This window comes from Dictyoglomus sp. LHC4, assembly GCF_055181355.1.
Window position 1 is genome coordinate 1,161,971 of the sequence record NZ_CM143707.1, and the last position, 15,237, is coordinate 1,177,207.

The following is a 15,237-nucleotide window of genomic DNA, read 5'->3' on the forward strand; positions in this document are numbered from 1 at the left end:
TAAGAAATGCTTCTTGCTCTTAGAGTTAAGGATTTTGCAATAATAGATGAAATAACTTTGGATTTTCATGATGGTTTAAACGTAATCACTGGAGAAACAGGTGCTGGTAAATCTCTGCTTGTGGATGCTTTAGCCTTTTTGCTTGGAGAAAGAGCATCAACAGACATTATTAGAACTGGAAGTAATAGAAGTTTAGTAGAAGCTATGTTTGCTATGAATGAAGAAGCAGAAAGACTATTGGATGAATGGGAGATTCCAAAAGAAAAGGATGGAACATTACTTGTATCAAGAGAATTAAATAAAAATGGAAGAAGTAAATGTAGGGTAAATGGTGAACTTGTTACGGTAGGAATGTTAGAGCGTTTACTCTCGAATATTCTTGAAATACATGGACAACATGAACATCAGAAAATTCTTCATAAGGATTTTCAGTTGGAAGTTTTTGATCTCTTAGGTGGAGATTCATTAATAAAACAAAAGGAAAAGGTTAAAGAATTATTTTCCAGATTAAAAGGCCTTTATTCTGAAAGGGAAGAGATTTATGCAAAGGAAAAAGAGAGACAGCAAAGAATAGATCTTTTATCTTTTCAGATAGAAGAGATTGAAAAGGCAAATTTGAGAATGGGGGAAGAGGAAGAATTATTAGAGCAGCGGCAAAAGCTACAAAATTTTGAAAAAATAAGATATGGTATTGAGGATGCTATAAAATATCTGTATGAAAATAACGAAGGATATTCTGCTTTTGAATTAATTGGAGAAGGATTAAATAGTATAAAAGCTCTTTCTTCTATAGATGAAAATATTTCTAGAATATTAGAACTTTTAGAAAATGCTAAATTATATCTTAGTGAGGCAGTTGATAATTTAATGAGATATAAAGATAATTTAGAGATAGATCCTAATGCTCTTGAATATATAGAGGAAAGACTTTATAGAATATCTCAATTAAAAAGGAAATATGGTAAAAATATTGAAGAAATCTTAGATTATAAAGAAAAAGCTAAAGAAGAACTTAACACTTTATCCAATATGGAAGCCCATTTAGAGAACATTGAAAAGGAGATAAAGGAATTAGAGGAAAAGCTTTTATACGAAAGTGAAGTTCTTTCCCAAATGAGAAAAGAGGTTGTTGATAATTTTGTAAGAAAGGTTGAAAATGAGTTAAAGGATTTAGGAATGGAACATGCAAGATTCTCGGTTGATTTTCAAGAACCAACAGGAGGATTTATATTTATTGATGGAGTAAAAGTAGGAGAAAAAGGAAGAGAAGTTATAGAGTTTATGCTTTTATCAAATCCTGGAGAGTCTTTTAAACCATTGAGACATATAGCATCTGGAGGAGAACTCTCAAGAATAATGCTTGCCTTAAAAACTATACTTAACGAAGTTGATAATACACCTGTTTTGGTATTTGACGAAATAGACACAGGTATTGGAGGGGAAACGGCTTATCTACTTGCTCAAAAATTGTGGAATATATCTAAGAAGAGACAAATTTTCTGTGTGACACATTTACCCCAAATAGCAGCATGGGCTGATTATCATTTCCATGTGGAGAAGAAGATTATAAATGATCAAACAAGAATAAGGGTTTCTTTGTTAGAGGATAAAATCAGAGTGATGGAAATATCAAGAATGTTAGGAGGTAGTATAGTTTCTGAAGTAAGTCAACAGCATGCTAAAGAGCTGTTAATAAAAGCGTCAGAACTTAAAAGTAGAGAAAACTTGAGAGAAATAGGAGGTGGGATGTAAGTTGGATGAGAAAATAGTAAACGAAAGGGAAATTTATAAAGGAAGAATAATTACAGTAAAAGAGTACGATGTAGTACTTGAAAATGGAAAATTAGCTAAGAGAGAAGTAGTACATCATCCGGGTGCAGTAGCTATATTACCAATAGCAAGGGATGGATCCGTATTTTTTGTAGAGCAATATCGCCTTCCAGCTAAAAAAGTCTTATTAGAAATACCAGCTGGAAAACTTGATTTTGGAGAAGAACCAATAAATTGTGCTAAAAGAGAACTGGAAGAAGAAATAGGGTATATTCCAAAAAATTTAAAGTTAATCCATGTTTTTTACCCATCACCTGGAATAAGTGATGAGGTGTTATATCTATATGAAGCTACAGATCTTGAGAAGACAAATACAAATCCTGATAATGATGAATTTTTAAAAATAATTTCTTTAACAGTAGATGAGATAATAAAAGCTTTAGAAGGTGGTAAGTTTGAGGATTCTAAAACCTTAATTGCTATTTATTATTTCTTAAGATTAAAGAAGATATAAGACAGCAAGGAGGCTTAATAAAGATATGATTATAGGTGTTCCTAAAGAGATTAAACCTGAAGAAAATCGTGTTGCTATTGTTCCAGGTGGAGTACAAACAATGGTCAAAAAAGGACATAAAGTATATATTGAAAAAGATGCAGGATTAGGGAGTGGTTTTACAGATGAGGAATACGAAAAGGCAGGAGCAATAATATTAGAAAAACATGAGGATGTGTTTTATGAGGCAGAATTAATTTTAAAGGTAAAAGAACCCTTACCTGAAGAGTATCCTCTTCTTACTGAAGGAAAAATTTTATTTACTTACTTGCATTTAGCAGCATCTGAAGAACTTACAAAAAATCTTATTAAAAGTAAAGCAATATGCATAGCTTATGAAACTGTACAAACAGAAGATGGTTTTTTACCACTTCTTGCTCCTATGAGTGAGATAGCAGGCAGAATGGCTCCCCAAGAAGGTGCTAAATATTTAGAGAAACCTTCTGGTGGAAGAGGAATTTTATTAGGTGGAGTTCCAGGAGTCCCTTCTGCCAGTGTGGTTATAATAGGTGCAGGAACTGTTGGTTTTAACTCTGCAAGAATAGCTTATGGAATGGGTGCATCTGTAACTTTATTGGATATAAATCCAAGAAAATTAAGATTTGTGGACGATTATTTCCAAGGAAAGGTGAATACGATGATAGCAGATGAATACAATATTAGGATGGCTGTAGAATATGCGGATCTCCTTATTGGAGCAGTATTAGTACCAGGGGCAAAAGCTCCCAAAATAATTACGAGGGATCTTTTAAAGAGAATGAAAACAGGTGCTGTTATTGTTGATGTAGCTATTGATCAAGGTGGCTGTGCTGAGACATCACGACCAACAACTCATTTAAATCCTATTTATGAGGAGGAAGGAGTAATACATTATAGTGTGGCTAATATGCCTGGAGCTGTTCCAAGAACAGCAACGAGAGCTTTAACTCTAAATACTCTTCCTTATGTAATTGAAATTGCTGATAAAGGTTGGGAAAAAGCTGTGAAAGAGAACAAAAGTCTTGCCAAAGGTGTAAATATAGTAAAAGGGGAAATCACCTGTGAAGCAGTTGCTAATGCTTTTAACCTACCTTACACTCCTTTAGAAAAAGTATTAAGTTAATGTATAGAAAAACCCCTGGTTTTTCCAGGGGTTTTTTAAGTTTTGTTTTTAAGTTCAAGAATAATTTTTTCTATATCATGTTTTTGAAAAATATATTTCTTACCACAAAACTCACATTTCACTTCTATGTCTTCATTTCTTTTTTGTAGTTCTTCTAATTCCTTTAATCCTAAAGCAATGAGAGTATTTTCAGCTCTTTCTCGACTACACCTGCATGAATATTTCAATTCTTCTCTATTAAACATGTCGAAATCAAATCCTTCAAATATTTTATTAATTATATCTTCTGGATTTAGTCCATTTAATATCATTTGACTTGGTGGTTTTAATCTATTAATATTTTCTTCTAGCTTACTTACAATATCTTCCTCTGAATCTGGTAATATTTGTACAATATAACCTCCTGCTGCAATTACTTTTCCTTCTTTATTGACATAAACGCCTGCAGCAACAGCTGATGGTTGTTGCTCAGAGGAAGCAAAATAATAAGCTAAGTCTTTTGCTATTCCTCCAGAAACAAGTGGTGTCATTCCTTGATATGGCTTTTTAAGTCCAAAATCTCTTATGACACTTAGTACTCCTTCTTTTCCTATTGCAGAAGCTACATCAAGCTTTCCTTCTGGGGTAGGTGGCAGATCTATGTAAGGTCTTTTAATATACCCTCTTACATTTCCATTAGCATCAGCATCAGCAAAAACATTTCCTAAGGGGCCATTCCCTACGATTTGCAAACTAATTCTTTCATCTTTTTTCTTAAGCATTTTCCCCATAATAGCTGTTAGGGTAAGAGTTCTTCCTAAAACTGCTATCGCAGTAGGAGATGCATTATGTATAATCCTGGCCTGTTCTACCAGTTCTGTTGTTTTAGCAACGTAAGCAATAATTTTTTTGTCTTTAGAGATTCCTCTTATTAGGTAATCCATAATTTTTCACCTCCACTTCATATATTATACTTGACTTTTATGAATATTTATTCTTATACTTTTAAAAAATTCAAAAAGGGGGAAAATTTATGCGAAAATTATGGGTAATATTATTTCTATTAATATTTCTCTTAAGTTTACCAACATTTGGAGCTTCTGCTTTAGAGAAGATTAAGAAAGCAGGTATTCTTAAAGTTGGTAGTGATGTGGCTTATGCACCTTTTGAGTTTATGGAAGGTGATAAGCCTGTAGGTTTTGATATAGATATAGCTAATGAAATTGCAAAAGCCTTAGGAGTGAGATTACAAGTTATAAATACTTCTTTTGATGGAATAATAGCTGCATTAAAAGCAAAGAAGTTTGATATGATCATTTCTGCAATGACAATTACAGAAGAAAGAAAAAAAGAAATATCCTTTTCTATCCCTTATTATGATTCAGGACAAATTATAGTTATAAGAAATGATAATAAAGATATAAAAAGTGAGAAGGATTTAAAGGGTAAAATAGTTGGAGTACAGTTAGGTACCACAGGAGAAATAAGTGCTAAAAAGTTAAAGGATCAGGTAGGTATTAAAGAGATAAGGAGCTATGAAACAATTCCAGAAGCATTTATGGATCTCGAACTTGGAAGACTTGATGCAGTTATAAATGATCTTCCTGTATCCCTTTATTATTCAAAGAATAACCCAAAGTTAAAATGTGTAGGAAAACCCTTTACTAAGGAACAATATGGTATTGCTGTGAGGAAAGAAGATACTGATCTTTTAAGGAAAATAAACGAAATTTTAGTTAATTTAAAGAAAACTGGTAAATATAAAGAAATATATAAAAAGTGGTTTGGTACAGAGCCAATAGATTAGAGGTGATATTTTGGATTTTAATATAAATATCTTCATAGAAAGTATCCCATATCTGTTGAGAGGCGCATTAGTGACTTTGCGCCTCTCAATTATATCTGTAGGTATTGGTGTAGTTTTGGGATTATTTATTGGGCTTGCAAGAATTTCAAAAAAATATATTTTTAGGATACCAGCCACATTGTATGTAGAAGTTATAAGAGGTACACCCTTATTAATGCAACTTCTTATCATATATTATGCTTTACCATCCTTTGGTATAAATTTAGGAGCTATTACTGCTGCTATTGTTGGTCTATCGATTAATAGTGCTGCATATTCAGGAGAAATTTTTAGGGGTGGGATTCAATCTATAGAGAAAGGACAAATGGAAGCTGCGAGATCCTTAGGTATGTCCTATTTTCAAGCCATGAGATATGTAATTTTGCCACAAGCTTTTAGAAGAATTCTTCCTCCTTTGACGAATGAATTTGTTTCTATGTTAAAGGAAAGTTCATTAGCCTCTACTTTAGCTGTTACTGAGCTTCTAAGGGCTGGTAGAGAGATAGTTGCTTGGAAAGCAAATGTTTTTAGTCCCTTTTTAGGAGTTACTCTTATTTACCTTCTTATGACTTTACCTTTAACCCGTTTATCAATATGGATTGAAAAGAGGTTGAAAACAGGTGATTAAAGTTGTAAATCTACATAAAAAGTTTAAAAATCTTCATGTATTAAAAGGCATAAACCTGGAAGTAAAAAAAGGAGAAGTTTTAGTTATTATTGGTCCAAGTGGAGGGGGTAAAAGCACACTTTTAAGATGTATAAATAGTTTGGAAGAACCTACTGAAGGAGAAATATATATAGATGGAGTAAAAATTACAGATCCTCAGGTAGATATAAATAAAATAAGACAAAAGGTAGGTATGGTTTTTCAATTATTTAATTTGTTCCCTCATCTTACCGCTCTTGAAAATATAACTTTAGCTCCAATAAAAGTTAAAAAGATAGATCCTAAAATAGCTAAAGAGAAGGCATATGAACTCTTGAAAAGAGTAGGGCTTCAAGATAAAGCTAATAGTTATCCATCTCAACTTTCTGGGGGGCAACAGCAAAGAATAGCAATTGCAAGAGCATTGGCCATGGAACCAGAAGTAATGCTTTTTGATGAACCAACTTCTGCTATAGATCCTGAAATGACAAAAGAGGTTTTAGATGTAATAAGGGAACTTGCTTATGATGGCATGACTATGATAATTGCTACTCATGAAATGGGTTTTGCAAGGGAGGTGGCTCATCGAGTTATATTTTTAGATCAAGGACAGATAGTGGAAGAAGGTAATCCTAAAGAATTTTTTGAAAACCCTAAGGAACAGAGAACCATTGAATTTCTAAGTAAAATCCTTTCTGTTTGACAAAATCCGCTTTTTTTGGTAAATTATCCTTTAACTAAGAATCTCAAAGGGGAGATAATAGTGGAAAGAGGGGTGAATTATTTTCTTTGATTTCTTCATCGACAAAATTATTAGGACTTATTGGATACCCATTAGGGCATTCTATATCTTTTTATATACACAATGCCTCTTTTCAGGCATCAGGTATTGATGCTATTTACTTAAATGTACCCATTTTACCCGAGAATTTTAACCAAGCATTTTTAGGATTAAAGTATTTACCTATTTGGGGACTTAATGTAACTGTACCTTTCAAAGAGAAGGTTATAGAATTCTTAGATGATCTTTCACCCACATCTAAAATGCTGGGGGCAGTGAATACTATCTATAGAGATAAAAGTAATCGTTGGTTGGGTGATAATACAGATTTACCAGGTTTTTTATATACGTTAAGGGAATTAAATCTTCCTCAGGACGTGATTTATTTAGTATTAGGAGCAGGAGGAGCATGTAGAGCAGTTTTATATGCATTAGTTGAATATGGAGTAAGGGAAATCTTTTTAACAAATAGAACCTATGAAAGGGCAGAAAAGTTAGCAGAAGAAATATTGAATAATAAAGGTATTGTTATTAAATTATTACCTTGGGAAGAGAAGGAGAAAGTTAGAGATAAATTTGTACTTATAAATACTACATCATTAGGACTTGATAGCAAGAGTAATCCTTGGGATTCATCTTTAGATAAGGCTGTTTTTGTTTATGATCTGATATATAACCCACCTTTGACACCTCTTTTGATGATGGCAAAAGAAAATAATATTCCTTATAAAAATGGTCTTGATATGCTCATATATCAGGCAGCATTTTCTTGGAAGAGATGGTTTGGATTTATGGGACCTGTGAATATTATGAAGGAGGAGGCAGAAAAAATAATATGCGCTTTTTAACAGCTGGTGAGTCTCACGGAAAAGGTTTATTAGTAATAATAGAAGGAGTTCCTGCAGGGATTAAGATAAATAAAGAAGATATAGATAAGGAGCTTCGTAGAAGGCAAAGAGGATATGGAAGAGGAAAGAGGATGGAAATTGAAAAAGATATGGTGGAAATCATTTCAGGAATAAGAGGTGGATATACCTTAGGATCACCAATAGGGTTTTTAATAAAGAATAGGGACTGGGAAAATTGGAAAAATGTTATGGATCCCGAAGAAATTTACGATTATGTTCCTGTAACAAAACCAAGGGCAGGCCATGCTGATTTTGCTGGAGTTATAAAGTATCATTTTGATGATATAAGGAATATTTTAGAAAGGGCAAGTGCAAGGGAAACATCTGCAAGGGTTGCAGTAGGAGCTATAGCTAAATGTATATTGAGAGAATTTAATATAGATATAATAAGTTTTGTTGAAGGAATAGGTAATATTGAAAGTAGATTTGATATTAATAACTTTTCTTGGGATGATATTAAAAATAAAGTAGAGAACTCAGAACTTAGAATGATTGACGATGAATTAGAAGAACAAGCCAAAAAGTTGATAGATGAAGCAAAGGAAACGGGAGATACTCTTGGTGGGAGATTTATTTTACTTGCCAAAAATGTCCCTATTGGGATAGGAAGTCATGTTCATTGGGATAGAAGACTTGATGCATTGTTGGCATGTGCAGTTATGAGCATTCCCTCAGTGAAGGGAGTAGAAATTGGAGAGGCCTTTTCATCAAGTAGAGAAAGGGGATCCAGAGTTCATGATGAATTTATTAATGAAAATACAAGGTTGAGAAAAACAAATTATGCAGGAGGAATAGAAGGTGGTATGTCAAACGGAGAAATAATAATGATTAGAGCTGCAGTAAAACCAATACCAACTTTAAGAAAACCATTAAAAACTTTTGATATAAAAGAAAAGAGGATAACGGAAGGATACTATGAAAGAAGTGATGTTTGTGTAGTTCCATCTGCAGGAGTTGTAGGTGAAGCAATGATGGCTTGGATAATTGCGGATGAACTCCTTAAGAAATTTTCTGGAGATCATATAGAGGAGATTAAATTGTCTTATGAGAATTATAAAAATTATGTATATAAGAGGTTGGGATGGAAGAGTTAAGGATTTATTTGCCCGATAAAAGAGAATATCCTATATATATTGGTGATGATATATTGAAGGAAAAGATTAATGGATTAATTTTGCCATACTCCTCTTATTTTGTTATATCTCATAAATTTTTAATTAATTATTACAGGAATGATTTCGTAAATATAAAGGAAGATTCATATATATTTGTTCCTGAAGGAGAAAAAAGTAAATCCTTTAAAGAAGTAATTAGAATTGTTAGGAATATGGCTAATTTAGGTGCTGACAGAAAGAGTGTTTTATTAGCTTTTGGTGGTGGTGTTATTGGAGATTTAACAGGATTTGTGTCTTCTATTTATATGAGAGGTATTGATTATATACAAATACCTACTACTTTACTTGCACAAGTTGACAGCTCCATAGGAGGGAAGACGGGGATAAATATACCAGAAGGAAAGAATTTAGTGGGTACTTTCTATCATCCAAGAGCTGTTGTTATTGATGTTAAAACCTTAGAAACCCTTCCTCAAAGGGAATATATAAGTGGTATAGCGGAGATTGTTAAATATGGATTAATTATGGATTATGAGCTTTTTGAATATTTAGAGAAAAATTATTTAGAAATTAGAAATCGAAATAAAGAAAAATTAATATGGATTATAAGGAGAAGTCTTGAATGTAAAAAATACGTGGTTGAAAGGGATGAAAAAGAATCATCTTTAAGAATGATCTTAAACTTTGGACATACATTTGGCCATGCCATTGAGGTAAAAAGTAAATATAAAAAGTATTTGCATGGAGAAGCAGTGGCTATTGGTATGATATTAGCTACCCAGTTGGCGTATAAACTGAAGATGTGTGATTTCTCAGTTTATGAAAGATTAAAAAGACTTTTATTAAATTTTGGGTTTGTAGTGAATAACCCCTATAAATTGGAAGAACTTATTCCATTTATACAGCGAGATAAGAAAGCTTTTAAGGGCAAATTAAGATTTATATTACCTGAAAAGATTGGAAATGTAAAGATCATAGATTATTTAAAAGAAGAAGATATACTAAGGGTTATGAAAGAGGGTGATAGTTATGGAATCTGAGTTTTATGAGTTTAAAAACTTATCTTTTTTATTAAATTATAATCTTGTTAAAGGAGGAAAGATAAGAAAATGATAATTGTATTAAAAGCAGGAGCTTCTGATGAAGATATCCAAAAAGTTGTTGATAAATTGAAAGAATTTAATTATGGTGCCCACATTTCAAGAGGTGAAAATAGAGTTGTTATTGGTGCGATAGGGGAGAAGAGAATGGAAGAGAAAATTTTGATAATGGAACAGATAAGTTCATTACCTTTTGTTGAACAAGTAATTCCTATATTATCTTCATACAAATTAGTAACAAGAGAATTTAATCCTTCAGGAACAAAAATAAGAGTTTCTCCTGATGTGGAAATAGGAAATGATCAAATAGTAATTATGGCAGGTCCTTGTGCCGTGGAAAGCAAAGAACAGCTATTTGAGATTGCAGAATTTATAAAAGATGTAGGAGCTAAGGTTTTAAGAGGAGGTGCTTTTAAGCCTCGCACATCTCCTTATAGTTTCCAGGGTCTTGGAATAGAGGGATTAAAACTACTTTATAAAGCAAAGCAAAAATATGGATTACCAGTGATAACAGAAGTAATGGATCCAAGAGATTTAGAAATAGTAGCAGAGTACGCAGATATAATTCAGATAGGCGCCAGAAATATGCAGAATTTTACCTTACTTAAAGAGGTGGGTAAATTAAGAAAACCTGTTCTATTAAAAAGAGGTATTTCCGCCACTTTAGAAGAATTCCTTTTTGCAGCTGAATATATAATGGTAGGTGGAAATTCAGAAGTTATCTTATGCGAAAGAGGAATTAGAACCTTTTCGGATTACTCAAGAAATACTTTAGATTTAACTATTGTACCAGCTTTAAAGTATAAAACCCATCTTCCTATATTTGTAGATCCAAGTCATGGGACTGGAAACTTTAGATATGTTCCAAGTATGGCAAAGGCAGCTATAGCTGCAGGAGCTGATGGATTAATAATTGAAGTTCATCCACATCCAGAAAAAGCTCTTTCAGACGGTCCTCAATCTTTAACCTTCTCTGATTTCAGAAGACTTATGAATGAATTAAAAAGCATAGCTAATGCTATAGGTAGAAGGTTATGAAGATAGGAATAATAGGATTAGGATTAATTGGTACATCTATAGCAATGGCAACTAAAAAAGAAAATAGAGATATAGAGATATGGGGAATTGATAAAAATCTTGATACAATAAATTTTCTGAAGGATAAGGACATTTTTAGCTATATCTCTATCGATATACCTGAAATTGAGAAAGAAATATATAATACGGATATAATATTTATATCAGTATATCCTTCAGGGGTTAGGGATGTACTTTTAGAGCTTAAGAATTACATAACAGAAAGAAGTATCATAAGTGATACCAGTAGTACTAAGGGAAAAATTATGACTTTTGTAAATAACGATAAATTATTATGTGAAGTTTTTATAGGGGGACATCCCTTAGCAGGGAGAGAGATTTCAGGAGCATATGGTGCTATCCCTGATTTATTCAAGGGTAAGATTTATTTTCTTTCCCCTGCTAAGGGGGTAGAAAAAGATAAAATAGATATTTTGATGAATTTTATCAAAAATATAGGAGCATTACCAATTTTGATTGATCCATATGAACATGATAGGATTCTTGCATACTCGAGTCATTTACCACAGATTGTTGCTTATTTGTTGTCTTATACGTCAATAAAAAATTCAACTAATTTTTTTGGAACAGGATTTAAGGATACAACAAGAATAGCAAAGAGTGAAACTAAACTTTGGATGGATATTATAAAGGAAAACTATGATGAAATATTGAATGTATTTTTTGAGTTTAAAAATAATATAGATTTTTTTAGTAACTATTTAAGGGATAAAAATTTCGAAAAAATAGAAGAAATATTTAGAAGAGCAAGAGAAAAAAGAATGAAAATTGAGGGGTAAAATATGAAAAAAATCGTTATTAAGAGGAGTGTATCTTTAAGAGGAGAGGTTTTAGTACCAGGGGATAAATCTATCTCCCATAGAGCTTTAATTTTTTCTGCTCTATCTGAGGGAGAAGCTAAAATAGAAAATTTTTTGTTTTCTCAAGATTGTCTTTCCACATTGAATTGTTTGAAAAGCTTAGGAGTAGACATAGAGATTATTGGAAAAGTAATAAAAGTAAGAGGAGAAGGAATTAAAGGTTTTAAAGAGCCTGAGGATGTTTTAGATGCAGGTAATTCTGGAACTACAATTAGGCTTCTTACAGGGCTTTTAAGTGGTATACAAAACATGTTTTCAGTTATAACAGGGGATAATTCACTAAGAAGGAGACCCATGAGAAGAGTTATTGATCCATTGGTAGATATGGGTGCAATAATCTGGGGAAGAAATGATAGCAATAATCCTCCATTAGCTATAAAAGGTAATCAACTTAAAGGTTTCAAACATATATTAAAAGTGGCAAGTGCTCAGGTTAAATCAGCTCTTCTTATAGCTGGTTTATTGGCTGAAGGTGAGACATGGGTTACTGAACCTGCATTATCAAGAGATCATACAGAAAGAATTTTTGAATATTTAGGATTACCATTGGAAAGAGACGGTTTGACACTAAAGACTCACAAAATAGAGGGTTATAAAGCAAAGGATTTTTACATTCCAGGGGACATATCTTCTGCTGCATTTTTGATTGGAGCAGGGCTAATCTCTGAAGGATCAAGTATTGTTATTAAACATGTAGGATTAAATCAAACACGGGTAGGTATGTTGGAGGTATTAAGAAAATCAGGAGCAAAAATTGAAATATTAAAGGAATGGGAAGCTGGAAAAGAACCTATTGGTGATATCAAAGTGGAATTTTCAGAGATAGAACCAATAGAAGTTATGGGAGACATTGTACCAAGGCTCATTGATGAAGTCCCGATTTTGGCTATTATTGCAACACAGGCAAAAGGTAAAAGTGTTTTTAAGGATGTGGAAGAGCTGAAGGTGAAAGAGTCCGATAGAATAAAAGCTATAGTTAATGGAATAAATAAAATGGGGGGTAAGGCAGAAGAAATTGACGGAGGATTTGTAGTATATGGTCCTTCTAAACTCATTGGATCGGAGATTGATACTTTTAATGATCATAGAATTGCCATGGCATTTGCTATTGCAGGTTTAGTAGCAGAAGGAGAAACGATAGTAGAAAGTGAAAGTATTAGTATTTCTTTTCCTAATTTTGTTGAGGTTGTTTCTCAGTTAGGAGGTAATATTATTGAGTTATCAGCCTAAATGGGTAGATGATGATGTAAAATTTTTGGTGAAAGCAATTCTTTCTTTAAAAAATGAAGAAGAAGTATTAAGATTTCTTGAGGATATATGTACTATTAATGAAATAAAAGAGTTATCTCAAAGGTTTAAAGTCGCAAAAATGCTTTATGAAGGAAAATCTTATGAAGAGATTGAAAAAGAAACAGGAGCAAGTTCTGCTACTATTAGTAGAGTGAAAAAATTTCTATATTATGGAGCAGATGGTTACAAAACTATATTAGATAGATTGATAAAAAAAGAAGGGTAGGACTTAATCCTACCCTTCTTTATATAACCAGCATTTCACCCAATGATCTTTCGCAACATTAATTTCTCTTGGTTCTTCTTTCTTACATATTTCCATGGCAAAAGAACATCTTGGATGGAAACGACAGCCCTCTGGTGGATTTATAAGATTTGGAGGTTCTCCAGGTGGTACTTCTCTTAGTTTAAATCTATTTGTAGGATCTGGATCTGGTATAGCTGAAAGAAGGGCTTTTGTATATGGATGTAAAGGATTATTTAGTAATTTGTCAGTTTTCGCTCTTTCTACTAAGTTTCCAGCATACATAATGAAAATCCAATCTGAGAATGATCTTACAGTAGCAAGATCATGAGTTATATAAATTAAACTCATATTATGGTTCCTTTGGATGTCTCTTAGAAGATCTAAAATCTCAATTCTTACAGATGCATCTAACATAGATACAGGCTCATCAGCTATTATTAGCTTAGGTTTCATAATTAGAGCTCTTGCGATAACAACTCTTTGCATTTGTCCACCGGAAAGCATGTGGGGATACTTATTTATAAAATCCGAAACTGGCGTTAATTTTACTTCTTCCAGTGCCTTTATAATCATTTCTTTTCTTGATTCTGGTGTTCCTATCTTATTAATAATTAAAGGTTCTTCTAAGATTCTATAAACAGTAAAGTGGGGGGCTAATGCTCCAAAAGGATCTTGTTGTACAAATCCTGTTTCTCTTCTGTACCAATTTAGTTCCTTAAAAGGTAAATTTGTAATATCTTTATCCTCAAAGAAAATTTTACCATCAGTAGGTTCGTAAAGCCTCAAAATTGTTCTTCCAAGAGTGGTTTTTCCAGATCCACTTTCTCCTACTAAAGATATGGTTTCTCCTTTCTTTAACTCAAAGTTTACACCATCTACAGCTTTTACATATAGGGGCTGTGATATTATTGTTTTCCTGATTTCAAACCAAACCTTTAGATTTTCAACTCTAAGTAAGATTTCATTATTATTCATGGCTCTCACCTATATAACATTTAGCGTAATGTTCTTCACCTTTTTTAAACATAGGAGGTTCCTTTTCTCTGCATATATCCATAACATATTGGCATCTTGGATGAAATCTACATCCTTTTGGTGGAGATATAAGACTTGGTGGAGATCCTGGAATAGACTTTAACTTTTTTGTTGTCTTTAAAGTTGGTACACTGTTAAGAAGCATCATAGTGTATCCATGAGCAGGTGAGCTATAGAAGTTCTCAGCTGGACTTAATTCTACAATTTCTCCTGCATACATTACTGCTACTTTATCTGCTAGTTCACTTGTGGTTGCTATATCGTGGGTTATGAAAATATATGTAAGGTTGAGTTCTTTTTTCAAAATTTTTAATAAGTTTAAAATATTGGCTTGAGTAATAACGTCTAAAGCGGATGTTGGTTCATCTAATATCACTATCTTAGGATGTGTAACTAATGCCATTGCAATAACAACTCTTTGTTTCATACCTCCAGATAGTTCGAAAGGATATCTTTCTGCAAAGGATTCAGAAATACCTACAAAACTTAACATCTCTTTTGCTCTGTTAAAAGCTGAATTCTTATCCATTCCCATATGTGCTATTAATGGTTCTGCAACTTGATAGACGACTTTTAATACTGGGTTAAGAGAGTTCATGGCTCCTTGAAAAACCATAGAGATTTTACTCCATAGTACGTTTTTGCGGAAATTATCTTCTTTTAAAGATAATATATCTTCACCGTCAAGATATATTTTTCCACTTGCTTTTTCTAGATTTCTTGGAAAAAGTCTTAGGATACCTCTTGCAAGAGAACTCTTTCCACAACCTGATTCTCCAACAATAGCTAAAGTTTCCCCTTCTTTTAATTCAAAACTTACATTTCTTACTGCCTCTAAACTTCCTTTTTGAGTTTTATAAGAAACTGAAAAATTATCAAGCTTTAGTACTACATCTGTCATCTTCTT

Annotated in this window: 16 protein-coding genes; 13 read left to right on the top strand and 3 right to left on the bottom strand. The window is 32.6% G+C overall.

Translation table 11 applies throughout. The features are described from left to right. Positions 1-6: 6 nt before the first annotated feature. Genes recN through ald form a run of 3 tightly spaced genes read left to right on the top strand, consistent with a single transcriptional unit; the run spans position 7 to position 3,425 of the window. Positions 7-1,752 carry a DNA repair protein RecN gene (gene recN, locus ACY3JO_RS05725; protein ID WP_463084082.1) on the top strand — a complete coding sequence of 582 codons (1,746 nt, stop codon included), beginning with the start codon at positions 7-9 and terminating at the stop codon, positions 1,750-1,752. 1 nt (position 1,753) lies between these two features. Beyond that, entirely contained in the window at positions 1,754-2,284 is a 531-nt protein-coding gene (locus ACY3JO_RS05730; protein ID WP_463084083.1) for an NUDIX hydrolase, read from the top strand. 25 nt (positions 2,285-2,309) lie between these two features. Then, a complete protein-coding gene (gene ald, locus ACY3JO_RS05735; protein WP_463084084.1) occupies positions 2,310-3,425 on the top strand; it encodes an alanine dehydrogenase in 1,116 nt (371 codons plus the stop codon). Positions 3,426-3,460: 35 nt separating this feature from the next. Here ald and hslO read toward each other — a convergent pair whose 3' ends face one another. Next, complete coding sequence (gene hslO / locus ACY3JO_RS05740) at positions 3,461-4,348, bottom strand: Hsp33 family molecular chaperone HslO (protein WP_463084085.1); 888 nt, start codon at positions 4,346-4,348, stop codon at positions 3,461-3,463. An 89-nt stretch (positions 4,349-4,437) separates the two neighbouring features. Here hslO and ACY3JO_RS05745 point away from each other — a divergent pair, with 89 nt between their 5' ends. The 10 genes from ACY3JO_RS05745 (at position 4,438) to ACY3JO_RS05790 (ending at position 13,274) form a co-directional block, all read left to right on the top strand. Then, positions 4,438-5,211: a basic amino acid ABC transporter substrate-binding protein gene (locus ACY3JO_RS05745; RefSeq protein ID WP_463084086.1), complete on the top strand. Its 774-nt coding sequence runs from the start codon at positions 4,438-4,440 to the stop codon at positions 5,209-5,211. Between the two features lie 10 nt (positions 5,212-5,221). Continuing rightward, on the top strand, positions 5,222-5,878 hold the full coding sequence (locus tag ACY3JO_RS05750; RefSeq protein WP_463084087.1) for an amino acid ABC transporter permease: 657 nt from the start codon (positions 5,222-5,224) through the stop codon (positions 5,876-5,878). Continuing rightward, positions 5,871-6,599: an amino acid ABC transporter ATP-binding protein gene (locus ACY3JO_RS05755; protein WP_463084088.1), complete on the top strand. Its 729-nt coding sequence runs from the start codon at positions 5,871-5,873 to the stop codon at positions 6,597-6,599. The genes ACY3JO_RS05750 and ACY3JO_RS05755 overlap by 8 nt, the downstream gene beginning before the upstream one ends. Positions 6,600-6,685: 86 nt before the next feature. Then, complete coding sequence (gene aroE / locus ACY3JO_RS05760; RefSeq protein ID WP_463084089.1) at positions 6,686-7,525, top strand: shikimate dehydrogenase; 840 nt, start codon at positions 6,686-6,688, stop codon at positions 7,523-7,525. Beyond that, on the top strand, positions 7,513-8,679 hold the full coding sequence (gene aroC, locus ACY3JO_RS05765; RefSeq protein WP_463084090.1) for a chorismate synthase: 1,167 nt from the start codon (positions 7,513-7,515) through the stop codon (positions 8,677-8,679). The genes aroE and aroC overlap by 13 nt, the downstream gene beginning before the upstream one ends. Continuing rightward, complete coding sequence (gene aroB / locus ACY3JO_RS05770; protein WP_463084091.1) at positions 8,667-9,740, top strand: 3-dehydroquinate synthase; 1,074 nt, start codon at positions 8,667-8,669, stop codon at positions 9,738-9,740. Before aroC ends, aroB begins: the two co-directional genes overlap by 13 nt. Before the next feature lie 69 nt (positions 9,741-9,809). Beyond that, positions 9,810-10,838, top strand: a complete 1,029-nt coding sequence (gene aroF / locus ACY3JO_RS05775) for a 3-deoxy-7-phosphoheptulonate synthase (RefSeq protein WP_463084092.1) — start codon at positions 9,810-9,812, stop codon at positions 10,836-10,838. Further along, entirely contained in the window at positions 10,835-11,677 is an 843-nt protein-coding gene (locus tag ACY3JO_RS05780) for a prephenate dehydrogenase (protein WP_463084093.1), read from the top strand. Before aroF ends, ACY3JO_RS05780 begins: the two co-directional genes overlap by 4 nt. A 3-nt stretch (positions 11,678-11,680) precedes the next feature. Then, entirely contained in the window at positions 11,681-12,988 is a 1,308-nt protein-coding gene (gene aroA / locus ACY3JO_RS05785) for a 3-phosphoshikimate 1-carboxyvinyltransferase (protein WP_463084094.1), read from the top strand. Next, entirely contained in the window at positions 12,972-13,274 is a 303-nt protein-coding gene (locus tag ACY3JO_RS05790) for a YerC/YecD family TrpR-related protein (protein WP_463084095.1), read from the top strand. The genes aroA and ACY3JO_RS05790 overlap by 17 nt, the downstream gene beginning before the upstream one ends. A gap of 9 nt (positions 13,275-13,283) precedes the next feature. On the opposite strand, the gene ACY3JO_RS05795 is transcribed toward ACY3JO_RS05790, so the two are convergent. Together ACY3JO_RS05795 and ACY3JO_RS05800 are read right to left on the bottom strand one after the other, a co-directional pair. Then, positions 13,284-14,270, bottom strand: coding sequence for an ABC transporter ATP-binding protein (locus tag ACY3JO_RS05795; protein ID WP_463084096.1), 987 nt, complete (start codon positions 14,268-14,270; stop codon positions 13,284-13,286). After that, positions 14,263-15,231 (bottom strand): ABC transporter ATP-binding protein, encoded by a 969-nt coding sequence (locus ACY3JO_RS05800; RefSeq protein ID WP_463085655.1) that lies wholly within the window; start codon positions 15,229-15,231, stop codon positions 14,263-14,265. Before ACY3JO_RS05800 ends, ACY3JO_RS05795 begins: the two co-directional genes overlap by 8 nt. Positions 15,232-15,237: the final 6 nt, after the last annotated feature.